General features: G+C 59.2%; 21 protein-coding genes, 1 tRNA gene and 1 pseudogene. 8 read left to right on the top strand and 15 right to left on the bottom strand.

Translation table 11 applies throughout. The features are described from left to right. Nucleotides 1–2 precede the first annotated feature (2 nt). The 6 genes from BUB54_RS03335 to BUB54_RS03310 form a co-directional block, all read right to left on the bottom strand. Nucleotides 3–326 carry a DUF2218 domain-containing protein gene (locus BUB54_RS03335; RefSeq protein WP_048880153.1) on the bottom strand — a complete coding sequence of 108 codons (324 nt, stop codon included), beginning with the start codon at nt 324–326 and terminating at the stop codon, nt 3–5. A gap of 2 nt (nt 327–328) precedes the next feature. Beyond that, complete coding sequence (locus BUB54_RS03330; protein WP_217652426.1) at nt 329–811, bottom strand: PadR family transcriptional regulator; 483 nt, start codon at nt 809–811, stop codon at nt 329–331. Between the two features lie 147 nt (nt 812–958). Next, complete coding sequence (locus BUB54_RS03325; RefSeq protein ID WP_048880155.1) at nt 959–1651, bottom strand: SDR family oxidoreductase; 693 nt, start codon at nt 1649–1651, stop codon at nt 959–961. Nucleotides 1652–1782: 131 nt separating this feature from the next. Next, a complete protein-coding gene (gene rlmN / locus BUB54_RS03320; RefSeq protein WP_048880156.1) occupies nt 1783–2949 on the bottom strand; it encodes a 23S rRNA (adenine(2503)-C(2))-methyltransferase RlmN in 1167 nt (388 codons plus the stop codon). Continuing rightward, nucleotides 2940–3437: an invasion associated locus B family protein gene (locus BUB54_RS03315; RefSeq protein WP_139284772.1), complete on the bottom strand. Its 498-nt coding sequence runs from the start codon at nt 3435–3437 to the stop codon at nt 2940–2942. The genes rlmN and BUB54_RS03315 overlap by 10 nt, the downstream gene beginning before the upstream one ends. A 95-nt stretch (nt 3438–3532) precedes the next feature. Further along, nucleotides 3533–4831, bottom strand: a complete 1299-nt coding sequence (locus BUB54_RS03310; RefSeq protein ID WP_241869457.1) for a DUF445 domain-containing protein — start codon at nt 4829–4831, stop codon at nt 3533–3535. A 139-nt stretch (nt 4832–4970) separates the two neighbouring features. On the opposite strand from BUB54_RS03310, the gene BUB54_RS20665 reads away from it, so the two are divergent. Together BUB54_RS20665 and BUB54_RS03305 are read left to right on the top strand one after the other, a co-directional pair. After that, on the top strand, nt 4971–5135 hold the full coding sequence (locus tag BUB54_RS20665) for a hypothetical protein (protein ID WP_158320154.1): 165 nt from the start codon (nt 4971–4973) through the stop codon (nt 5133–5135). A 48-nt stretch (nt 5136–5183) separates the two neighbouring features. Beyond that, nucleotides 5184–6137 carry an MBL fold metallo-hydrolase gene (locus BUB54_RS03305; RefSeq protein WP_048880159.1) on the top strand — a complete coding sequence of 318 codons (954 nt, stop codon included), beginning with the start codon at nt 5184–5186 and terminating at the stop codon, nt 6135–6137. Here BUB54_RS03305 and BUB54_RS03300 read toward each other — a convergent pair whose 3' ends face one another. The 3 genes from BUB54_RS03300 to secD all read right to left on the bottom strand — a co-directional run bounded on the left by BUB54_RS03300 (nt 6138) and on the right by secD (nt 9509). Continuing rightward, nucleotides 6138–6884, bottom strand: coding sequence for an EAL domain-containing protein (locus tag BUB54_RS03300; protein WP_048880160.1), 747 nt, complete (start codon nt 6882–6884; stop codon nt 6138–6140). Nucleotides 6885–6973: 89 nt separating this feature from the next. Next, nucleotides 6974–7921, bottom strand: a complete 948-nt coding sequence (secF, locus tag BUB54_RS03295; RefSeq protein ID WP_048880161.1) for a protein translocase subunit SecF — start codon at nt 7919–7921, stop codon at nt 6974–6976. Between the two features lie 10 nt (nt 7922–7931). After that, the gene (secD, locus tag BUB54_RS03290) at nt 7932–9509 is read right to left on the bottom strand and encodes a protein translocase subunit SecD (RefSeq protein WP_048880170.1); all 1578 of its coding nucleotides are present in this window, start codon (nt 9507–9509) and stop codon (nt 7932–7934) included. An 88-nt stretch (nt 9510–9597) separates the two neighbouring features. On the opposite strand from secD, the gene BUB54_RS03285 reads away from it, so the two are divergent. Further along, nucleotides 9598–10587, top strand: a complete 990-nt coding sequence (locus BUB54_RS03285; protein WP_048880162.1) for a Gfo/Idh/MocA family protein — start codon at nt 9598–9600, stop codon at nt 10585–10587. A 36-nt stretch (nt 10588–10623) separates the two neighbouring features. Here the strand turns inward: BUB54_RS03285 and BUB54_RS03280 are convergent, their stop codons facing one another. The 4 genes from BUB54_RS03280 to gatC all read right to left on the bottom strand — a co-directional run bounded on the left by BUB54_RS03280 (nt 10624) and on the right by gatC (nt 14457). Continuing rightward, entirely contained in the window at nt 10624–11160 is a 537-nt protein-coding gene (locus tag BUB54_RS03280) for a flavin reductase family protein (protein WP_199444743.1), read from the bottom strand. A gap of 86 nt (nt 11161–11246) precedes the next feature. After that, nucleotides 11247–12698, bottom strand: coding sequence for an Asp-tRNA(Asn)/Glu-tRNA(Gln) amidotransferase subunit GatB (gatB, locus tag BUB54_RS03275; protein WP_048880163.1), 1452 nt, complete (start codon nt 12696–12698; stop codon nt 11247–11249). Beyond that, nucleotides 12698–14173, bottom strand: a complete 1476-nt coding sequence (gene gatA / locus BUB54_RS03270) for an Asp-tRNA(Asn)/Glu-tRNA(Gln) amidotransferase subunit GatA (RefSeq protein WP_048880164.1) — start codon at nt 14171–14173, stop codon at nt 12698–12700. The genes gatB and gatA overlap by 1 nt, the downstream gene beginning before the upstream one ends. Next, on the bottom strand, nt 14170–14457 hold the full coding sequence (gene gatC, locus BUB54_RS03265; RefSeq protein WP_048880165.1) for an Asp-tRNA(Asn)/Glu-tRNA(Gln) amidotransferase subunit GatC: 288 nt from the start codon (nt 14455–14457) through the stop codon (nt 14170–14172). Before gatC ends, gatA begins: the two co-directional genes overlap by 4 nt. A 47-nt stretch (nt 14458–14504) precedes the next feature. Here gatC and ruvX point away from each other — a divergent pair, with 47 nt between their 5' ends. Both ruvX and BUB54_RS03255 read left to right on the top strand, forming a co-directional pair. Further along, the gene (gene ruvX, locus BUB54_RS03260) at nt 14505–14966 is read left to right on the top strand and encodes a Holliday junction resolvase RuvX (RefSeq protein WP_048880166.1); all 462 of its coding nucleotides are present in this window, start codon (nt 14505–14507) and stop codon (nt 14964–14966) included. 130 nt (nt 14967–15096) lie between these two features. After that, on the top strand, nt 15097–15669 hold the full coding sequence (locus BUB54_RS03255) for a fasciclin domain-containing protein (RefSeq protein WP_048880167.1): 573 nt from the start codon (nt 15097–15099) through the stop codon (nt 15667–15669). A 385-nt stretch (nt 15670–16054) separates the two neighbouring features. Here BUB54_RS03255 and BUB54_RS03250 read toward each other — a convergent pair whose 3' ends face one another. Then, nucleotides 16055–17062, bottom strand: a complete 1008-nt coding sequence (locus tag BUB54_RS03250; RefSeq protein ID WP_048880172.1) for an LLM class flavin-dependent oxidoreductase — start codon at nt 17060–17062, stop codon at nt 16055–16057. 66 nt (nt 17063–17128) lie between these two features. Next, entirely contained in the window at nt 17129–17779 is a 651-nt protein-coding gene (lipB, locus tag BUB54_RS03245) for a lipoyl(octanoyl) transferase LipB (protein ID WP_139284771.1), read from the bottom strand. A gap of 55 nt (nt 17780–17834) precedes the next feature. On the opposite strand from lipB, the gene BUB54_RS03240 reads away from it, so the two are divergent. The 3 genes and pseudogenes from BUB54_RS03240 to BUB54_RS19875 all read left to right on the top strand — a co-directional run. Further along, nucleotides 17835–17920 (top strand) — tRNA-Leu (locus BUB54_RS03240). A 113-nt stretch (nt 17921–18033) separates the two neighbouring features. Continuing rightward, nucleotides 18034–20310 carry an NADP-dependent malic enzyme gene (locus BUB54_RS03235; protein WP_048880169.1) on the top strand — a complete coding sequence of 759 codons (2277 nt, stop codon included), beginning with the start codon at nt 18034–18036 and terminating at the stop codon, nt 20308–20310. A 64-nt stretch (nt 20311–20374) separates the two neighbouring features. After that, nucleotides 20375–21437, top strand: a pseudogene (locus BUB54_RS19875) (IS1182 family transposase); the annotation flags it as partial. Nucleotides 21438–21461 lie beyond the last annotated feature (24 nt).

Genomic DNA, 21461 nt, shown 5'->3' with positions numbered 1-21461 from the left:
CCTTACCGCCAGTTGATCTGCAGGTCCTCGCGGAAGGCAAACCGCAGCAAATGCCGGTCCACCACGTCTTTTAGCCGTGTGAGGTCTTCCACGCTGCCGGCATTCACGATGATGGACAGCTTTTGCGCGTCCGCATCCAGCGTGCAGAGGCCGGTGGCAAAGCTGACCTCGCCCTGGCTGTTGTCAGCTTCGCGCGCGGCGGGGAGCTTATGGGCGAAATGGCTGACAAACTGGCCAAGATAACGCCGGGCTGACTCAGTGGCGATGATGGCGGTTGCATTCACGCTCCAATTTCCTTTCTGGGGTGTGGGAGTTTGTTCAGTCATGATCAAATCTCCTCGATTTTGCGGACGAGTTCGTCGATCATATCCGCGGCTTTACGCATGGCCTCGGGGTCGTCGGCGCGGTTGCTGAGCTTCATGCGCAGCACCGTCTTGAGATTTTCCACCGCGCGCTCAACCGGCATCATGGCGTCGCTGGAGGGAGCCATGGCCAGTCGCGCCAGCATGGCTTCGAGGACCGGCTTGGCTTCTTCCAACGCGGCTTTTCCGGCATCGGTGATGCTGAACAGGCGCTTGGTGCCTTCGGTGGTGGCAGAGAGCTGGCTCAACTCTTCGAGCATGGTTAAGGTGGGGTAGATAACGCCGGGGCTGGGCGCATAAACCCCGCCGGTCAGGTCCTCTATGGCTTTGATCAACTCATAACCGTGTCGCGGCGCTTCGTTGATCAAATGCAGCACCAGCACGCGCAGATTGCCTTGCTCCAGCAACCGCCTGCCGCCGCGCCTTCCTATGCCGCGTTCCATCCGCATGAAGCGGCGGTTTTGGCAGGGACCTTCGGAAAACATGGATTTGAAGTGATGTTTGGATCTCATGATGAGGATAAACTTTCTCTTTCTGTATTTAGATACAAATAGATATATCTAAACTCAGTCTGATGTCAAGCTGTCTCTGTCCTCTTATTCCTCGTAGATCATCTTCCGGGTCATGCCGCCGTCGGCGATAATTTCCGCACCGGTGATGAAACCGGCTTTGGGGCTGAGCAGATAAGCGGCCAGATCCGCGATATCCTGGGTTTTACCGACCCGCCCGACCGGATGTTGAGCATGGTCTTCCGGGCGGATGGGATAGTGGCAGGTATCGATCCAGCCCGGGGAGATGCAATTCACCCGGATCTCCGGCCCCAGACTCACGGCAAGGGCATGGGTCAGGGCGAGAAGCCCGCCTTTGGAGGCTGCGTAGGATTCCGTGTCGGGTTCAGACATATGCGCACGGGTGGAGGAGATGGTGACGACCGCCCCGTGGGCGGCTCGCAGCATCTTCGCTCCCGCGCGCACCAACAGAAAGGTGCTGGTGAGGTTGGTGGCCACCACACTGTTCCACTCCTCCGGCGTCAGATCCTCAATAGATTTGCGAATCATGAAGCCGGCATTGCAGACAATGCCGTCCAGGCGCTCCTCGATTGTTTCAATGCCGGTCATCAGGCTGGCGACCTGGGCGGGGTCGGCAACGTCGCAGATGACGGCGCGGGCCTTGGTGTTGTCCGGTTTGACCTTATCAGCCACGACCACACGGTGGCCATCCTGCAGCAACCGGGCAGCTGTGTCCGCCCCAATGCCTTTTGCACCGCCGCTGATCAGGTAAACACCCATTTTCCGCACCTCCTTCACTGGATTGGCCATCTTCGGACCCGAGATGTCAGGTCGACGATGGCCATGTTCAAGCGAAAATGAGGTTTTTCTGCGGGTAAGCTAATGTTACGGAGCAGCTTGCCAAGGGGCGTTTACTCAGCCGCTTCCTGTTCCAGCGCGCTCTTAAGCTGCCCACAGGCGGCTAGGATATCCTGCCCGCGCGGGGTGCGGATGGGCGAGGCATAGCCCGCTTTCATCACGATAGCGGCGAATTTCTTCAGCGCCTCGGGTGTTGAAGGCTCGTAGGATGAGCCGGGCCAGGGGTTGAAGGGGATGAGGTTCACCTTGGCGGGCAGGCCCGCGATGAGGCGTACCAACTCCCGCGCATCGGCCTCGGAATCATTCAGCCCCTTCAGCATGATATACTCGAAAGTGATGCGCCTCGCGTTGGATGCCCCGGGATAGCGGTGGCAGGAGGCGATGAGGTCCTTGATCGGGTATTTGCGGTTCAGCGGCACCAACTCGTCACGCAAATCGTCCCGTACGGCATGAAGGGAGATGGCGAGATTTACGCCCAGCTCCGCGCCCGCGCGGTCCATCATCGGCACCACGCCGGAGGTGGAAAGTGTGATGCGCCGCCGGGAGAGGGCAATGCCCTCACCATCCATGATGATCTTCATGGCTTTGGCGACGTTTTCGTAATTATAAAGCGGCTCTCCCATGCCCATCAGCACGATGGTGGAGAGCAAGCGCGGCGTTTCACCCTTGGGGCTGGGCCATTCGCCATAGGCATCACGTGCTGCCATGAACTGGCCGACGATTTCCGCCGCCGAGAGGTTGCGCGCCAAGCGTTGAGTGCCAGTATGGCAGAAACGGCAGGAGAGGGTGCAACCTACTTGGGAGGATAGGCATACCGCGCCGCGATCCTCCTGGCGGTCCGGGATGTAAACGGTTTCCACCGCTTCATGGTCGCGGAAGCGGAATAAGAATTTGCGCGTCTCGTCCTTAGAGAGTTGGTCGGTCGCCACCTCCGGGCGGCCAATGACGAAACGTTCCGCCAGCTTCTCCTGCAAGGGCTTGGCGATGTTGGACATTGCCGGGAACTCCCGCACGCCCTGGTGATAGATCCAGTGCCAAAGTTGCTTGGCGCGGAAGGGTTTTTCGCCAAAGGCTTCAACCTCAGCCGCCAACTCCTCGCGCGATAGCCCGACCAGATCCCGCCGCCCATCGGGCATAATGTAAGGCGGCGGCGAGAAATGCGCCGCCTTGGCCAGAATACGCTCGTGCTCAGCGGCGGTGAGATTGGTGGTTAGTGACATGCGTCGGAGATAGCCTTGTAAGCTGCGGTGAAGCCAGAGAGAGAGAATTTGTCGGTAACTGTGAGCTTATCCTTCGGCGCTGGGCCGGTGACAATGGCAAAATTTCCCGCTTTGAAGGCGGCCACGGCGCCTTCGCCCGAAGTGGTAAACGCGATATTCTTTTGCGTATAGAAATCAAAGTCCTGGGATCCGACGGTCAGCTTTACATTGGCGTCCTTCGGATAGTCATAGCCTGACGTGATCGACACTTCGTTCTGCGAGCCTTTGCGCTCGCTCACCGTGAGCATCACCTTGCCGCGGGATTGAATGGCGGGCTTAGAGCTTTGCACGGTGGTAAACGCATAACAGACCTTAGCATTGCCGCCGCCATAGGTGGCGGCGGTCCAGTCTCCGTATTTGCCGCCATTTGGGCCAAGCGCGACAGGGCCGGCGGCCATGGCAGCAGCGGGAACAAGGGCAAGAAGAGAGGATGCAAGCAGAGATTTCATGTTTGGCACCATAAACCACCCGTACGGCGCATCCAAGGCGGGATGGTTAATTTGCTGTTTCAGATCGTGACGCGGGCGTGAAGGTCAGACAAGGTTTAATGGTGCAGGGGCGCGAAACGGAAAATGAGGTTCAAAACCGCTCCGAGCAAAAACCCGACCAGCGTGCCGTTGACGCGGATATATTGTAGGTCCTTGCCCACACGCAGTTCGAGTTTTTCGGTTAGGGTCTGGGCTTCCCAGGAGCCGATGACTCGGCCGATAAACTTAGCCCCTTCCGCCTGTGCGCTAGGTAGAACGCGCAGCACCATGCCCTGCACAGCACCGTTAAGCCGCGCCTGCGCGACCTCATCCCGCGCCAGAACCTCGGACAGGTTGCCGAGTGCGGCCTCAATCACCGCGACTGAGCGGCCATGCGGGTTGGCGGCGTCCATCTCCAGCGCGCGGCGCATACGGGCCCAAACATCCCAGATCCAAGCTTGTACGGTTTCATGCGCCATCACGCCCTTCAGCGCTTGGCCGAGCTCCGCCGCGCGTTCAGAGTCGGTTTCCAGCTTGGCGATCTCGACGCGGATCCATTCATCGAAGGCATCGCGGATTTCAGAAGAATCTGGGCTGATTTTATCCAGTTCGTTGTTCACGGCGGACAATACGCGCTTGGCGATGGTTGCCCCCACGGCCCACCCCACCAGTTTGCCGCCGTGCTCGGTCACGCGCTCTTTTATTGCATCGCGCAGGCTTTCTTCCCGCGCGGCCAGTGTCTCCTTGATCTGCGTGAGGATGAAGGAGAACATTTCCTGGTGCTTGCCACCTTCCACCAGCCCGGCCAAGGCGCGGGCCACCACTACCCCAGCGGCGCGCCCGCCGATGAGTTTTGGCAGCAGCCGGTTGAGTAGCCGCCGGGCGCGGCCGTCCTCAATGGTGGAGAGCAGTTTGGGCAACATACCGGCCAGGGCTTCGGCCAGCGGGCGGGCGGCGGCTGGGTCAGACAGGAAGCGGCGCAAAATGGCGGCGGTGTCCAGATTGCCGAGTAGGCGCTTAATATCCGCCTCTGTGAACACATGATTGGCGACAAACCGGCCCAGCGCGTCCCCCAAACGTTGCTTCTGCGCGGGCAGAATGGCGGTGTGCGGAATTGGCAGGCCGAGCGGGTGGCGGAACAAGGCGGTTACGGCGAACCAGTCGGCCACGCCGCCAATAAAGCCAGCCTTGGCGGCATCATGCAGCAGAGACGCCCAGCCAGAGGGCGAAAGCCAATAGCTGCCAACCGTCAACCCGGCCATGAGTACCAGCAGTGACGAGGCAAAAAGCTTATGGCGGCGCAGCGTGGCGCGCAGGGTGGAATCAGGGTCTTGCGGCGGTGCCATGCCGGATAGATGGCCCAGTCGTGCGTGCAAGTACACCCAGCCCCCTGAAGCACGCGCGGTTTTTGTTGCCTTGAAAGGGGCTTGAAGCGCATAATTTAGGCAAAGGAGGAGTGATCTTGGCGCTGGCTAAAAGCGCTCGCATGCCATCTTAAGATGGAGGTCCAACAGAATGAATATAAAGAATTTTTCAGAAAAAAATGGCGATTCTGGTCCGCATGCGCCCCATGGGTTGAGCCGCGAGCCGCCGCATACCGTGGCCGTGCCGGTGATTTTGGGAATTGTGTGCATGGTGGTGGTGTTTGGCGTACTGTGGGTGGCGTACACTTACGGGTGAGGCTGGGCGCATTTGCTCTTTGCGCCTGCTTAACGGCATAATGTAAACATGGGATTTTTGACCGAGCCTGAGCCGCCGCGCCATATTTGCCTGGATGTGTTGCCGGGCATTCAACGCGTTGTTGCGGCCAATCCAGGGGTAATGACCTATCACGGCACCAACAGCTATCTTGTGGAAACAGCGGACGGTTTGGCTGTTATTGATCCAGGGCCGGATGATACGGCGCATGTGGCTGATCTGCTTGTCGCCATCGCCGGCAGGGAGTTGAGTGTGATTTTGTTGACGCATACGCATACCGACCATTGCGGTGCAGTCCCCGCCTTGGCCAAGGCCACCAGGGCGCCGGTGGCTGTTTATGAAGTATCCGTCAATCTGGGATTTGTGCCGGATATCAAGCTCTCTGATGGGGGTAAGGTGAGCGGGTTCACGGCTGTTCATACGCCAGGCCACGCGACGGATCATCTTTGCTTTGCCTTCAAGGGGCAGGCGGGCGAACGACTTCTGTTTAGTGGCGACCATGTGATGTCTTGGTCATCCTCAATTGTCAGCCCGCCTGATGGGGATATGGGGGATTATTACCGCTCATTGTCGCTTTTGCTGGAACGGGAGGATGATCTTTTTTTGCCGGGACACGGTCCGATGTTGTCAGAGCCGCGAATTCTGACGGCGGCGTTGCTGGCTCACCGGCAAAAACGTGAGCGTGCGGTGCTGATGGCGCTGGCGGGGCGGGAGTGGAGCGTGGCGGCTCTAGCGGCGGATTTATATGCCAAAGCAGATTTGTTTTTGAAGGCGGCGGCGCAACGCAATGTGCTGGCGCATTTGCTGAAGCTAAAGGCCGAAGGCACGGTGCGGGAGCTTTCACCGGAAAACCAGGATCACCCGGACAATATTGCGTTGACCGCTCTGGCGGTGAAGCATGAAAGCTGGCGCGAACGTGTGAGCCGTATGCAGGAGGACGCAAAACGCCGTTTTGGGCTTAGCGCGGGTGAAGCGTCAGTCTGATCAGCGCGCTGCGAGGTGGGCGGCAAGCGCTGGCGCCGTCATGGGGCGGGATAGCAGAAATCCTTGTCCATGAGTGACACCCTGACCTTGCATTCGCTGGAGTTGCGCGTTTGTTTCTATACCTTCAGCCACAACGTCTAGCCCATTGAGAGCCGCGTTTCTGCTGACTTGGCCGATAAAGACCTGCGCCTCTGGGTGTTCATCAATGACAACTGAACGGTCCAGCTTAACGGCGCTGATCGGTCCCGCCATGAGCGCGTCCAGAAACGGCGTGTCGGGTATCACATCATCTAAAGCCAGAAGATAGCCCGCCTCACGCAGATCTTGGATGCGCGCGGTGGTCAAATGAAGGTCATGCACTGGTTGGGTCTCGGTTAATTCAAACCGCAGTAAACACGCTGCGAGACAATATTGAGCGCGGAGTTTTTCGATCAGGCCCCATGTTTCAGGGTGGACCAGCACACTGAGCGGCAGGTTGAAGGCGACTGGCACGCCAAACACGGATAGGTTGAGTGCCTGATACTCACTCAACGCCTGCTCCATGATCGTTCTGGTCATGCTGAGGGCGAGGTCAGGCTTATCCATGGCCTCAATGAGCCATTGCTGGCCTCGCAAAGCGCCATCTGGCGCGATGCCTCGGGCCAAAACCTCGGCATGACTCAAGGCGCCATCCCGCAAACGGATAACGGGCTGGTAGTGCAGGCGAAGCGTATCGGCAGACTGGGAAGCAGGCGCCTTTATGAGCATCGTCTAAATTACCGAGGCTTGTGTAAAATTATCACAGCCTCGTGTAACAGTTTTTTTCTGAAGGCGCGACTAAAAAAGTTTTTTATCAGTTAGTTAACATTTTTTTTAGGCAAGGACGCGGAGCGACGCAGCCGGTGTTCGCCCAGAAATAGCAAAATTGGAGCGGCGATGAAGATAGAGGAGGAAGTTCCCACCACGATGCCAAACAGCATGATCCAGGCGAAGCCTGAAAGTGCCGAACCGCCAAACAAGGCCAGAGGCAGAGCCGCCAGGAACACCGTGCCGCTGGTGCCAAGAGTACGGTTCAGCGTTTCGTTGATTGAAATGTCGATCAGCTCGCGGAGTTTCATGGTTTTATATTTGCGGAGATTTTCGCGGACCCGGTCATAGACCACTACCTTGTCGTTGGTGGAATAGCCGATGATAGTTAGAATCGCCGCGATGGTCACCAGGTCGAACGGGATGCGTGTGATGACCATGAAGCCGATGGTTTTGGTGGTGTCCAGAACCAGCGTCGCCACGGCGCCGACGGCGAACTGCCACTCAAACCGGAACCAGATATAGATCAGGATCATCACGAAGGAGAGGCCCAACGCCTCCAGCCCTTGCAAGAAAAGCTGGTTGGAGACCGACGCGCCGACCGCTTGGGTGGAGAGGATCTTCGACCCTGGCGCGGCTTTGTTGAGGGCCGTTTGCACCTCATCAATGGCGGTTTGGGTGGCGCTAGCATTGTCGCGGCTTTCCAGGCTGATCAGTACCTGATCGCCTTTCTTGCCGACGGATTGGAGTGCGGCGTCGCTCAACCCGGCGCTGGCCAACGCGCCGCGCAGGGCCGGGAAATCGGCCTTTTGCGGGGTCTGAACTTGCAACACCACGCCGCCTTTGAAATCCAGCCCCATATTCAGGCCCGGATGGAAGAACAGCACGACAGACGCGAAAGACAGCACTGCCGAGGTGATAAGCCCGGCGAAGCGGCCATTCATGAAGCGAATTCTGGTCCCGTCCGGGACAAAGCGGAAAGCCGGTTTGGTGAACATGGGGCGGGTCCTAGACGGGCAGAGCAGCGGGACGGCGCGCGGCGTACCAGCGCGAAGTGATGAGACGCACAACCACCGTAGCGGTGAACATGGTGGTAATGATGCCGGCGCAGATGGTCACAGCAAAGCCGCGCACCGGCGGCGAGCCGAAGATAAACAGCGTGATATGGGCCAGCAGCGTGGTCACGTTGGAGTCGATGATGGTGCCGTAAGCCCGTTTATAACCGGCCTCCAGGGCGGCGAGCGGCTTGCGGCCGTTCTTTACCTCCTCTCGCACGCGCTCATTGATCAGGATGTTCGCATCTACTGCCATGCCGAGGGTCAGTAGAATACCCGCCATACCCGGCAGGGTGAGCGTGGCCCCCATGACTGACAGAATGGCGAGCATGATGATCAGGTTGGCAACTAGCGCGATATTCGCGAACCAGCCAAATAGCCCATAAAACAGCGCCATAAAGAACAGCACCAGCACGAAGCCGACAGCGAGCGAGATAGCGCCCGCGCGGATGGCATCCGCACCCAGCTGGGGACCGACGCTCTGCTCTTCCTCGATGTTCAAGGGCGCGGGCAGGGCGCCGGCACGAAGCAGCAGCGCGAGGTCGGTCGCGGACTGGGCCGTGAAATTGCCCGAAATCTGACCGGAACCGCCGGTAATCGGCTCGCGGATCACCGGCGCCTCGATGATCTTACCGTCCAGCACAATCGCGAACAGCTTGCCGACATTCGCGGCGGTGGTGTCGGCGAATTCCCGCGCGCCGACGGCGTTGAGGGTGAAATTCACCACCCATTGCCCGGTTTGCGGGTCTGTGCTGGCCTGGGCGTTGGTCAGGCTGGCGCCATCAACGGCTACTTCAGTCTGCACTGCGAGCTTCTGCTGGGGGTTGTTGGACATAGGCAGCCATTCATCGCCCAGCGGGGCTGGCTGGCCGGGCACAGCGTGACTATCGACCATCTGGAAGGTCATGTGCGCGGTGGTGCCAATCAGTTTCTTCACCCGCCCAGGGTCTGAGATACCGGGCAGTTGGACCACGATTTGGTTGCTGCCCTGGCGCTGGATGATGGGGTTGAGCACACCTGAGCCGTCAATACGGCGCTGAATGATGGTGATGGCCTGCTGCACCGCCTGGGTATCGCGCGCGGTTTGGGCCTGGGCGGGGATGGAAAGCGCGATGCTGCCATCCGGCTGCCGTATCACGGCGAGGCTGGGGGTGGGCGAGTTCGGCAGATAGGTGATGAGGTCCTTCAGCGTTTTCAGTGCCTGCGCGGTCTGACCGTCCAGCGGGGTGAGCAGCACCTGCCTCTTGGCGAGGTCCGCATGCAGGTCCTTATAGCCCAGCCCCGCCTTGATCAGTGTCTGCCGGGCCTGGCCGACCAGCGAGTTGAGGTCCTGTTTCTCGATCGCCTTGGTGTCGATCTGCAGCAGCAGGTAGGAGCCGCCTTTCAGGTCAAGGCCCAGATGCACCTGGTTCCAGGGAACAAAGCCGGGCAGCCAGCCCGGTCTGGCCCAAAGATTGGGCAGACTGAGCAGCACCCCCAACGCGCAGACGAGCAGGATACCGAATGTCTTCGCACGGCTGAAATAAAGCAACGCGGGCTCCGAAAAATGCCAAACCGCTTGCCGTATGAAGGGGCGGAGCGTTGCGTGCAACCCCGGAGCGGAATAGAGCACCAAAGACATGAGCAAGCGTTTGCAGGTTGGGCTGATTGGGGCGGGCCATTTTGGCCGTTACCATGCTTTGAAACTGGCGGGGGCAACCCGCGCGAAGTTCATAGGGCTGGCGGACCCAAACCCTGCCCGCGCCAAGGAAGTCGCCTGGGAAGCAGGCTGTCCGGTAAAGACCGTTGACGAAATTTTGATGGAAGCGGAGGCGGTCATTATCGCGGCCCCGGCTGAGTTCCATTATGAACACGCTGCCCGTGCCCTGAAGGCGGGCAAGCATGTGCTGGTGGAAAAACCCATTGCCGCGACGCTGGACCAGGCGGATGAGCTGATTACCTTGGCGCAAGCGGCCGGGGTTGTGTTGCAAGTTGGGCATTTGGAGCGTTTTTCCGCCGCGCATGGGGCGGTGAGCCAGCGCATGGGGCGCGCGCTTTATATCGAGGCGCTGAGAATCGCCCCGTTCAAGCCGCGCGGAACGGATGTTTCAGTGATTCTGGATTTGATGATCCATGACCTCGATTTGATCCTGACGCTGGCCGACTCGGAGGTGGTGAGCGTGGACGCGGTGGGTGCGCCCGTGGCGAGCACCTTTGATGACATCGCCAATGCGCGAATCCGCTTTGCCTCCGGTGCGGTGGCGACGATCACCGCCAGCCGGATCTCGCTTAAAACCGAGCGGAAAATGAGGATTTTCTCGCAGACCGGCTATCTGACAGTGGATTTCTCAGCCCGGAAGCTGACGCTGGTGGGGCGGGGCATTGGTACCAAGGTGCCGGGCTTTCCGGAATTCGGGATCGAGCAGGCTGGCTGGCAGGACCATGATGCGCTCTCTGCCGAGCATTACGCGTTTTTTGCCTCCTGCCTGGATGGCGCGAAGGTGGCAGTGGATGGGCTGGCCGGTAAGCAGGCATTGGCAGCGGCGCTGATGGTAAGCAAGTCGATTGCCGAGAGCCGGGCGATGGCCGAGGCGAGCGGGTTGATTCCGCAATTCCCCGGCGTTGCGTAGAACGGCTCAGGCTTTTTGGAAGCCGGAGCGGGCTGGTTAGCGCATCTTGGATTTAATGTGTATGCGCTCGCCATCCACTGAGAAATGCCCATAGCCGTGATGGTGAAGCATGGGGGCGTCCTTGAGCTTCGGGGTCTCCCAGGCCTTCACACATTCCAGCACGAAGAGATTGTACGCTTTCACCATTTGCGAGTCTTTGACCCTGCACTCCAGATTGACGATCGCCTCGCCAATCAGCGGAGCTTCAACCTGCGAGGCGGGCAGGGGGGTGAGGTCGAAACTGCCGAACTTATCCGTATCCCCGCCCGTGCAGTTGCCGATATCGGTGACGATCTTGGCTAGATTCGCGGGCGGCACGGCGATGACGCATTTATGCTGTTTCTGCAGCGCCGCGAAGCTGTAATTGCCCTCAGCCACAACGCAGGCGATGAGCGGTGGTTCAAACTCCAGCATCATAAGCCATGACATTGTCATGACATTCGGTTTTGTCCCTGGCACCTGCGTGGTGAGCAACACCACCGGTCCGGGTTCAATGAATTGATAGACCTTGGAGAGGGGCAACTCTTTCATCATGGCGAACAAATAAACCCCGCCTTAAGGGCGGGGTTTGATCCTTATCAACCCCCGCTTTGTAACGGCGCGGGGCTGGTATGTGGGAATTAGCCGAGCTGTGTCTTCACGGCCTCGTTCACCAAGGCCGGGTTGCCCTTGCCTTGCATGGCCTTCATCACCTGACCGACGAAGAAGCCGAACAGCTTGTCCTTGCCAGACTTGTATTCAGCCACCTTATCGGCGTTATCAGCCAGCACCTTGGCGACCGCAGCATCGATGGCGCCGGTATCGGTCACCTGCTTTAGGCCCTTTTCCTCGACGATGGCGGCGGGCATCTTGCCGGTTTCCACCATTTCCTCGAACACATCCTTGGCGATGCGGCCATTGATGGTCTTGTCGGCTAGGAGATCCAGAAGCTGGCCCAGCGCCTCAACCGTGACGGGCGGGTTCTCGATGTTCTTACCTGTGCGGTTCATGGCGGCAAAGAAATCGCCAGTGACCCAGTTGGCGGCGAGCTTGCCGTCCCGGCCCTTGGCCAGTGTTTCGTAGAAATCTGCCGTGGCCTGCTCCGCAACCAGCACGCCAGCATCGTAGAAGGGAATGCCGTATTCCCGGCAGAAGCGGGCGCGCTTTTCGTCCGGCAGTTCGGGCAGCTTGGCTTTCAGCTCGTCCACCCATGACTGCTCCAGAAGCAGCGGCAGCAGATCCGGCTCAGGGAAGTAGCGGTAATCATGTGCGTCCTCCTTGGAGCGCATGGAGCGCGTTTCGCCCTTGGAGGGGTCGTAGAGGCGGGTTTCCTGCACAACCTCGCCGCCAGATTCCCACACCTCGATCTGGCGCAGCGCTTCGGCCTCCACCGCGTGCATGACGAAGCGGATGGAGTTGACGTTCTTGATCTCGCAGCGCGTACGGAATTCCTCGCCCGGCTTGCGGACCGAGACATTCACGTCCGCGCGCATGGAGCCTTCCTCCATGTTACCGTCGCAGGTGCCGAGATAGCGCACGATCTGGCGGATTTTGCGCAAATACGCCCCGGCTTCCTCGGGCGAGCGGATATCCGGCTCTGAGACAATTTCCATCAGTCCCACCCCCGCGCGGTTGAGATCGATGACAGATTTGCTCGGGTGCTGGTCGTGCATCGACTTGCCGGCATCCTGCTCCAGATGCAGGCGGGTGATGCCGATATGCTTGATCGTGCCGTCTTGCAGTTCGATCTCGACATTGCCTTTGCCGACGATTGGGTGCGCGAACTGGCTAATCTGATAACCCTGCGGTAGATCCGCGTAGAAATAATTCTTACGGTCGAAGCGGGAAAACAGATTGATCTGCGCGCGCAGGCCAAGGCCGGTGCGTACGGCCTGGGCCACGCATTCTTTGTTGATGACGGGCAACATACCTGGGAAACCGGCATCGATGAACGACACATGCGCGTTGGGCGCGCCGCCATAAGTGGCGGAGGCGCCGGAGAAGAGTTTGGATTCAGAAATCACCTGGGCATGAACTTCCAGCCCGACCACGACTTCCCAGGCGCCGGTGCGCCCTTCCAGAGAATAAGCCATTATTTCGCTCGCACTTCAGGCAGGGCTGAGAAGCCCGCCGCGCTTTCGATGGCGGCGGAGACCGCGAACACCGTTTCTTCGTCAAAATGCTTCCCGATGATCTGCAGGCCAAGCGGCAACCCTTCGGCGGAAAGCCCGGCGGGAACGCTCATCGCGGGTACACCGGCCAGCGAGGCGGGCACGGTGAACACGTCGTTCAGGTACATCGTCACCGGATCGTTCATCTTTTCGTCAAGTCCGAAGGCGGCGGAGGGGGCGGTGGGGGTGAGTATGGCGTCCACCTGCCCAAAGGCGTTGGTGAAATCCTTCAGGATCAGGTTCCGCACCTTCTGGGCCTTGAGGTAATAGGCGTCGTAGTAGCCATGGCTCAGCACATAGGTGCCGATCATAATGCGGCGTTTCACTTCGGCTCCGAACCCTTCGGCGCGGGTGCGCTCATAAAGGTCGATGAGGTCCTCGCCATCGACACGCTTACCGAAGCGCACGCCATCATAGCGGGCGAGGTTGGAGGACGCCTCCGCCGGGGCGACGATATAGTATACCGGCAGGCCGTATTTGGTGTGGGGGAGGGAGATGTCGACAATCTCGGCGCCCTGGGCTTTCAGCCATTCAATGCCCTTGTCCCACAGTGCCAGGATTTCAGGGTTGGTGCCTTCCAGCCGGTACTCGGCGGGAATGCCGATTTTCAGACCCTTCACGCCACGGTTCAGGGCGGTGGTGAAGTCCGGTACGGCGCGTTCGGCGGAGGTGGAGTCTTTCTCATCAAACCCCGCCATGGCGTTCAGCAGCAGGGCGTTGTCTTCCACATTGCGGGCCATCGGCCCGGGCTGGTCCAGCGAGGAGGCGAAGGCCACCACGCCCCAGCGCGAGCAGCGCCCATAGGTGGGTTTGATGCCCGCGAGACCGGTGAAGGCGGCCGGCTGGCGGATGGAACCGCCAGTGTCCGTGCCCGTGGCAGCCAGGGCCATGCGGGCGGCCACGGCGGCGGCGGATCCGCCGGAGGATCCGCCCGGCACCAGCTTGGCGACCTCCCCCTGGCGCTTCCAGGGATTCTCAACCGAACCATAGCCGGAGGTGATGTTGGCTGAGCCCATGGCGAACTCGTCCAGATTGGCCTTGCCCAGCATCACCGCGCCCGCTGCCTTCAGCTTGCCTGAGACCGTGCTCTCATAAGGCGGGATGAAGGGCTCCAGAATTTTGCTGGCCGCCGTGGTGCGCACCCCCTCGGTGCAGAACAGATCCTTCATGGCGATGGGAATGCCGGTGAGCGGGGTGGCGCTGCCATCTGCAATACGAGCATCCGCCGCCTTGGCTTGCTCCAGCGCCAGATCCGGCGTGGTGGTGATAAAGGCGTTCAGGCGTGGATTCAGCTCAGCCACCGCCTTGTTATAGGCCGTGGTCAGTTCCACAGCCGAAATCTCTTTCGCTTTCAGCGCCTTGGCGGCACTGGCGATTGTGTAGTCAAAAATGCTCATTCCACCACTTTCGGTACGGCAAAGAAGTTCTCGATGCGGTCAGGCGCGTTGGCCAGAATTTTTTCCGCCATATCTCCGTCGGTGAGCTTGTCCTCACGTTGGCGTAGCGCCATTTGCGCGCCACCGGAGAGCGGTTCCACACCCTCCACGTTAACCTCGCCAAGCTGTTCCACATAGCCCAAAATGGCGTTCAGCTCGTTCTGGAGGGTTGAAACCTCCTCCTCATTCACCCTTATACGGGCCAGTTTCGCAATCCGGCGTACCGTTGCGGCGTCCAGCGACATACCAAAATCCCTTGGCTAAAAAATCCGGCCGGACCATACAGGCGGGCATGGCGCTCTACAACCTGCTAGAATTTTTGCCCCTCCTGGCCCCCGGCACACGGCTATTAGGGGTGGACCCTGGTTCTAAGCGGATCGGGGTGGCGCTCTCTGATGTGAACCGGAGCGTGGCCAGCCCTTACACCACGCTCGCCCGCGCCAAGATGAAACAGAACGCCGCCGAGTTGGCGGCCATTATCAAGCGGGAAGGGGTTGGGGGGCTGATTGTTGGCCTGCCTTTGGATGACAGGCAAAAGCTTGGGCCGCGTGCCCAGGCGACGCGGGACTGGGCGCACGGCATCAGCGATGCCACGGGCCTGCCGGTGGCGATGGTGGATGAAAGTTACTCCACGGCCGAGACGCATGAGCGGCTGATCTCAGCTGGGGTGAGCCGGGCGCGCCGTGCCGAGATTGTGGACAAGCTGGCGGCGGCGGAAATATTGCAGCGCGCACTTGATAAATTAGCGGGCTAAGGCGCGTCTTTCCTGCGTGTAACAAAAAATTTTAGAAAAACCGTATCTTTTAAAAATCCGAGGTGATGCGGTTTGCGTACTCTTTAATATCCAAGGTCTCACAAGGTCCTGGAAGTTAGGGAGTGAGCAGATGTTTCCAAAGAAAATCAGAGTGGCGTTGTTGCTGTCCAGTCTCGTCGCGTTGCCGGCGATGGCGATGGCGCAAAACATGTCCATGTCCTCGGACCCGATGGTTGGCGGGGCGGCGATGTATCCAAACCGGAATATTATTCAAAATGCTTTGAACTCGAAGGATCACACCACTCTGGTGGAGGCGGTCAAGGCGGCGGGTTTGGTGAAAACGTTAGAAGGACCAGGACCGTTCACGGTGTTCGCGCCGACCAACGAGGCGTTCGCCGCGTTGCCTGCGGGCACGGTGCAGACGTTGCTGAAGCCCGAAAATAAGGCCGAGTTGGTGAAGATTCTCACCTATCATGTCGTGGCCGGGCGGTATACGGAAGCAGATATTGAGAACATGATTGAACAGGATGGCGGCAAAGCCCAGCTCAAGACGATTGAAGGGAAAATGCTGACTTTTACAAACGATCCGTCCGGCGGGTTGAATGTGACGGACGGCAAGGGAGATATCGCGCATATCACCATCGCGGATGTTATTCAGTCTAATGGCGTAATTCAGGTGATCAATAAAGTACTGATGCCTTAATGGAAATTGGCGGCGTAAACAAAGCGCCGCCAATTTTTTGCTTGAGCAAGATTAGTCTTTCTTTTAAGAGTCTTTCATGTCGCCTAAGGGATTTTTAATAACGCCTTCAATATGGTCTTTATCCTTATCAACATCCCTTATCTGAAAGGAGCAAAGAATTATTAAGAAAAAGGATTTTTTGATCCGTCTGTATTCATGAAATCATGAAGCTTGATCTTGATGTTATTGAATTTAGTATGAACATTAAGTTCTGGTTTAGGTAAGGCAAGTTTAATTCAAAATTCTGATATCTGTCGCGTTTGATGCAGTCAGATGTTCTAGTAATTGTTGCAAAACTAACAAGACAACGTCATTTTTAGAAAACGTTTCTTTCTGTAATAAATCGTCAGCCGAGGTCCAACTCTTTTGCCAGCAGTTCGTATGATTTTGTGCGCACGGCAGGATCGTATGTCGCGGTGGTGATGGCGATTTCGTCGAGTTGCAGCTCTTGCGCCAGTGCGCGTAGCCTGTCCGCGACCTGCGGCGCCGTACCAATAAAGTTGCGTTGCAGGGAAAGCATCATCTGCGCTTTTTCAACTTCCGTGAAGTCGAACTGCTCGGCTTCGTCCGGTGAGGGGAGTGGGATATATTGACCGCGATTGCGCATGGCCCAGAAGGCGCCGCGTGATTTGGCCCAATATTTTGCCTCGCCCTCTGTTTCGCAGGCCAGGGCAAACACGGTGACGGCGGCGCGTTTCTGGACTTCTTCGGGCGCGGGCTGGCGGAATTGCGAGTGGTAGGCATGCAGGGCCTCGGCAGCGCCCGCGCCGTCTGAGAAGAAATAAGCAAAGGCATAAGGCAGGCCAAACCAGGCGGCGAGTTGCGCGCCGTAATTGGAGCTGCCAAGAATCCAGATTTCCGGCGCATGAGGGCCCCGCGGCTCAGCGATGAGGGTGCGGAATGGATGGTCTACCGGCAAAGGTGAGCCCGAGACCCACGCCATGACATCCCGAACCTGGGAGGGGAACATATCCGCTGCCGTGCGAGCGTTGGGGTTCAGCGCCAAAGCTGTGCGACCATCTGACCCAGGCGCTCGCCCCAGTCCAAGATCAATCCGCCCCGGGGCGATGGCTTCCAGAACCCGGAACTGCTCCGCTATCTTCAGCGAGGCATAATGTGGCAGCATGATCCCCGCCGCTCCCACGCGGATGCGGCTCGTGCTGGCGGCGATGGCGGCGGCCAGCACTTCCGGTGCGGACCCCGCGACAGAGCCGGAATTATGGTGCTCAGAGAGCCAGTAACGGTGATATCCAAACCCCTCGCAAGCCTGCGCCAGGGCGATGCTCTCGCGGATTGACTGGTCCGGCGAGGCGTTGTTGCGGATCGGTGATTGGTCGAGCACGGAAAGTTTCATGCTGTTCATATTGGCGTCTGTCCGCTTGTTTCCAGTCTGGTGACGGACCGGAAATAGCGGGAGGCGTCATCCAAAAACCTTGCCCCAGTTGCGCTGCAGGGCGGCGTCCACGTCTGCCATGCTGACTTTAACGCCAAGCGCGTGCAGGCTGGTCACGCCATGCTCGGCAATGCCGCAGGGCACGATACCGGTGAAGTGGGACAGATCCGGCGCCACGTTCAAAGACAGGCCGTGCCAGGTGACCCAGTGCGAGACCCGGACGCCAATGGCGCCGATTTTTTCCTCCCGCCCATCCGGCCGGACGACCCAGATGCCAACCCGCCCCTCGCGGATCTCACCCTTGATGTCGAAGTCCCGCAATGTCTCGATGACCCATCGTTCGAGCCCGGCCACATAGCAGCGCACATCCCGAGCGGGGACGCTGCCATGCGAATGGGAGAGGTTCAGCATCACATAGGCCACGCGCTGGCCGGGGCCGTGATAGGTCCATTGCCCGCCGCGCCCAGCTTTGAAAGTGGGAAAGCGCATCGGGTCCTGAAGGTCCTCCAGTTTGGCGGAGGTGCCTTCTGTATAAAGAGGCGGATGCTCGACGAGCCAGACTATCTCCTGGGCGTATTCAGCCCGGATTGCGGCCACTTGGGCCTGCATCCGGGTCAGGGCGGCCTCATAATCTGTCAGGCCATGCGAAATTTCCCAGGTTAAAGCGTTTTTCATCATGCCTCCCCCTGTTGCAGGCTCCGGGTTCATAGTCTATAGGCTGCTCCGCCTCGATGCGGTCGTGGCGGAATGGTAGACGCGCAAGCTTGAGGTGCTTGTGGGGGAAACCTCGTGGAAGTTCGAGTCTTCTCGACCGCACCAAACTTTCTCTGAAAAACTGATTTTCTAAAATCACATGGCGGGGCATGTTGCCTCTCCGTGCGCCATGCGCCATTGAACCTGCAGGTCTTTGATTTCTGAAGGGTGTTTGAGCCATGGATGAGGGTTTACGCAAAGCGGCGCTGGAATATCACCGCTCACCCCGACCAGGAAAATTGGCGATTGTCGCGACCAAGCGCATGGAAACCTCGCGCGATCTGGCGCTGGCTTATTCCCCAGGTGTTGCCGCTGCCTGTGAGGCGATTAAGAACGACCCTGATGCGTCGTTTGACCTGACCTCCCGCGCCAATCTCGTCGCGGTTATCACCAACGGCACGGCGGTGCTGGGGCTGGGCAATATCGGCGCGCTGGCAGGCAAGCCGGTAATGGAAGGCAAGTCGGTCCTGTTCAAGAAGTTCGCTGGGATCGATTCCTTTGATATCGAGGTGAACGAGCAGGACCCGGATAAATTCATCGAAACCGTGGCCCGGCTGGAGCCGAGCTTCGGCGGCATCAATCTAGAGGACATCAAGGCGCCGGAATGCTTCAAGATCGAGAAGATTCTGCGCGAGAAGATGAACATCCCCGTTTTCCATGACGACCAGCACGGTACCGCCATTATTGTGGGCGCCGCAGTGCTGAACACGTTGGTCGTGCTGAACAAGAAGATCGAGGAGGTGAAGATTGTCACCTCCGGCGCCGGTGCGGCGGCCTTGTCCTGCGTGAATATTCTGAAGGCGCTCGGGGCCAACCCGGAAAACATCACCATGACCGATAAGGAAGGTGTTGTTTATAAAGGCCGTCCGAATCTCGATTCAACCCTGGTGGACGTGGCCCGCGAGACCAATGCCCGCACCCTGCGGGATGTGCTGCCGGGGGCAGATATCTTCCTAGGCCTCTCCGCGCCGCGCGTGCTAAAAGAGGAATGGCTGCCCCTGTTCGCCCAGAATCCGTTGATTCTGGCACTGGCAAATCCTGAGCCCGAAATCATGCCCGACGTTGTCAAGCGCGAGCGCCCAGATGCGATTATGGCCACCGGCCGATCGGACTTTCCGAATCAGGTGAATAACGTCCTCTGCTTCCCCTTTATTTTCCGTGGCGCGCTGGATGTGCGAGCCACGGCGATTACCGAGGGGATGAAACTGGCCGCCGTGCGGGCCATTGCCGAGCTGGCGCATGTTGAGGCCTCGGACGTGGTGGCCGCCGCCTATGGCGGGCAGGCGCCAACTTTCGGGCCTGAATATATCATCCCCAAGCCCTTTGACCCGCGTTTGATTCTGCATGTGGCGCCCGCCGTGGCGCAGGCGGCGATGGATGAAGGCGTTGCCCGTAAGCCGATCGCGGATTTCGAAGCCTATATGCACGAGCTGGAACGTTTTGTGTTCCAGTCCGGTCAGTTGCTGCGGCCTGTTATCGAGGTTGCGCGCAAGGCCAAGCCACGCATTGTTTATTCCGAGGGTGAGGATGAGCGGACGTTACGCGCGGTGCAGAGCGTTGTTGATGACGGTATGGCGAAGCCGATTCTCGTAGGTGACACTGAGGCGGTGACGGCCAAGATCCAGGCTCTAGGCTTGCGGCTGCGGCCAGGGGTGGATGTGCAGATCGCGGATTTGGAGCGTGACAAGGCACTCTATGAGCGGCTGATTTCGGCTTATTCTAAGCGTGTGGGGCGGCGCGGCGTGCCGCCAGATGCGGCCTCCCGCCAGTTGCGCCGCCGTCCTACCGTGACTGCGGCGATGCTCATGGAGCAGGGCGAAGCGGACGCCGCCGTGTGCGGCGGTACCGGAGATTGGTGGAAGCAGTTTCAGTACGCGCTGCCGATTGTGCCACGTAAATCCACCTCCGGGCGCGTTTATGCGATGACGGCGCTGATTTTGCAGGCCGGGCCGCTGTTTTTCTGCGATACGCATGTGAATGTGGACCCGACTTGCGAGGAAATCGCCGAAATGACGCTGATGGCGGCGGAGACGGTGAAGCATTTCGGCATGACGCCGAAGGTGGCGCTGTTATCACACTCGAATTTCGGCGCATCCAACTCGCCATCGGCGAAGAAGATGCGCGGGGCGTTGAATCTGATTCGCGCACAGAACCCGGAGCTTGAGGTGGATGGGGAAATGCACGCGGATGCTGCGTTGGCCGAGCAGATCCGCCAGCACGCATTGCCGGACTCCACGCTCAGAGGCAAAGCCAATCTACTGATTTTCCCCAATATCGATTCCGCCAATATCGCATACAACCTGGTGAAAGCCACGGGTGAAGCGGTGACGGTTGGGCCGATGTTGATGGGGTTGGAGAAGCCGCTGCATATCGCCGTGCCCAGCACCACGGCGCGCGGCCTTATCAATCTCTCGGCTGTTGCGGCCATGCAGGCGGCGTTGGCCATTAATAAGTAATTCCAGCAGGGGGGCTCAGCCCCCCCTCAGACTGCTGACAAGCCGCTGGCGTAAGCCTGGGGGGCTGCGGCTGACGGATGCGGTATTTGACGCCTCGACGCTGAGCCAGAACCGGCGGCGGCGCTACCAGGACAGCACCGTGGCGCATGCGGTATTTGACCGGATCGTGGAGCAGGCCATCGCGCATGGTCTGGTGGATGGCACGGTGCTGTCGACAGCATGCATCTGAAGGCTAACGCCAACAAGAACCGGTACGACAAAGCGGTGATTGCCAAATCCCGCACCGGTTACTGGGATGATCTGGACGCGGCGATTGACGCTGACCGCGCCGCACACGGCAAGTCGCCGCTGAAACCGAAGGAGCACAAGCACGAAGAGAAGGAGACCAAAATCTCCCGCACCGATCCGCAGAGTGGCTACATGATGCGCAACGGCAAGCCCACGGGCTTCTTCTACCTCGATCATCGCACGGAGGATGGGCGCCACGCCATCATCACCGACACCTACACCACGCTGGCAAATGTGCATGACAGCATCGCCTATCTCGGCCGGCTTGATCGCCAGCGTCAACGTTTTGACTTTGATGTGAAGGCCGTGGGACTGGATGCAGGCTATGCCACCGCGGGCATCGCCAAGGGGCTGGAAGACCGCAATATTCCAGGCGTTACCGGCTATCACCGTCCCACCCCGCCCAAGCCGGGGATGCTGGGGCCCAAGGTTTTTGTCTATCACGACAACCCGGAGGGCTATATTTGCCCGCAAGGCCAAGTGCTGACCTATGCCACGACGGATCGTGACGGCTACCGCCACTATAAATCAGACCCCACCATTTGCCGAAGCTGCTCCTGCACGGCCAGCGCCAAGTGCGAGCGCAGCATCAACCGCTATGTCTGGCGCGGCGCCCGCGAGCGTACCGACGCCAACCGCCTCACCGCATGGGGCAAGGCAGTCTATAAGCGGCGAAAAGAGACAGTCGAGCGATCCTTCGCCGATGCCAAGCAGCTTCTCGGCCACTGCTACGTCAGGTTCAGAGGCTTGATCGGCAATGCTTCCTCACCGCCGCCGCACAAAATATCAAGAAAATCGCCATGGTGCTCACCAAAAGGCCACATCCAACCATGGTATGAGGGCAGGCCCCTGTACCTGTTTGA

This window comes from Acidocella aminolytica 101 = DSM 11237 (assembly GCF_900129125.1).
GTDB classification, from domain to species: Bacteria; Pseudomonadota; Alphaproteobacteria; order Acetobacterales; family Acetobacteraceae; genus Acidocella; species Acidocella aminolytica.
Note: the sequence above shows the minus strand (reverse complement) of the source record. Positions and strands in the feature narration are given on the sequence as shown.

Coding starts and splice junctions, on each gene's coding strand:
- BUB54_RS03335 (WP_048880153.1), bottom strand. CDS start 326: ATGACTGAACAAACTCCCACACCCCAGAAAGGAAATTGGAGCGTGAAT.
- BUB54_RS03330 (WP_217652426.1), bottom strand. CDS start 811: ATGCGGATGGAACGCGGCATAGGAAGGCGCGGCGGCAGGCGGTTGCTG.
- BUB54_RS03325 (WP_048880155.1), bottom strand. CDS start 1,651: ATGGGTGTTTACCTGATCAGCGGCGGTGCAAAAGGCATTGGGGCGGAC.
- rlmN (WP_048880156.1), bottom strand. CDS start 2,949: ATGTCACTAACCACCAATCTCACCGCCGCTGAGCACGAGCGTATTCTG.
- BUB54_RS03315 (WP_139284772.1), bottom strand. CDS start 3,437: ATGAAATCTCTGCTTGCATCCTCTCTTCTTGCCCTTGTTCCCGCTGCT.
- BUB54_RS20665 (WP_158320154.1), top strand. CDS start 4,971: ATGAATATAAAGAATTTTTCAGAAAAAAATGGCGATTCTGGTCCGCAT.
- BUB54_RS03305 (WP_048880159.1), top strand. CDS start 5,184: ATGGGATTTTTGACCGAGCCTGAGCCGCCGCGCCATATTTGCCTGGAT.
- BUB54_RS03300 (WP_048880160.1), bottom strand. CDS start 6,884: ATGCTCATAAAGGCGCCTGCTTCCCAGTCTGCCGATACGCTTCGCCTG.
- secF (WP_048880161.1), bottom strand. CDS start 7,921: ATGTTCACCAAACCGGCTTTCCGCTTTGTCCCGGACGGGACCAGAATT.
- BUB54_RS03285 (WP_048880162.1), top strand. CDS start 9,598: ATGAGCAAGCGTTTGCAGGTTGGGCTGATTGGGGCGGGCCATTTTGGC.
- BUB54_RS03280 (WP_199444743.1), bottom strand. CDS start 11,160: ATGATGAAAGAGTTGCCCCTCTCCAAGGTCTATCAATTCATTGAACCC.
- gatB (WP_048880163.1), bottom strand. CDS start 12,698: ATGGCTTATTCTCTGGAAGGGCGCACCGGCGCCTGGGAAGTCGTGGTC.
- gatA (WP_048880164.1), bottom strand. CDS start 14,173: ATGAGCATTTTTGACTACACAATCGCCAGTGCCGCCAAGGCGCTGAAA.
- gatC (WP_048880165.1), bottom strand. CDS start 14,457: ATGTCGCTGGACGCCGCAACGGTACGCCGGATTGCGAAACTGGCCCGT.
- ruvX (WP_048880166.1), top strand. CDS start 14,505: ATGGCGCTCTACAACCTGCTAGAATTTTTGCCCCTCCTGGCCCCCGGC.
- BUB54_RS03255 (WP_048880167.1), top strand. CDS start 15,097: ATGTTTCCAAAGAAAATCAGAGTGGCGTTGTTGCTGTCCAGTCTCGTC.
- BUB54_RS03250 (WP_048880172.1), bottom strand. CDS start 17,062: ATGAAACTTTCCGTGCTCGACCAATCACCGATCCGCAACAACGCCTCG.
- lipB (WP_139284771.1), bottom strand. CDS start 17,779: ATGATGAAAAACGCTTTAACCTGGGAAATTTCGCATGGCCTGACAGAT.
- BUB54_RS03235 (WP_048880169.1), top strand. CDS start 18,034: ATGGATGAGGGTTTACGCAAAGCGGCGCTGGAATATCACCGCTCACCC.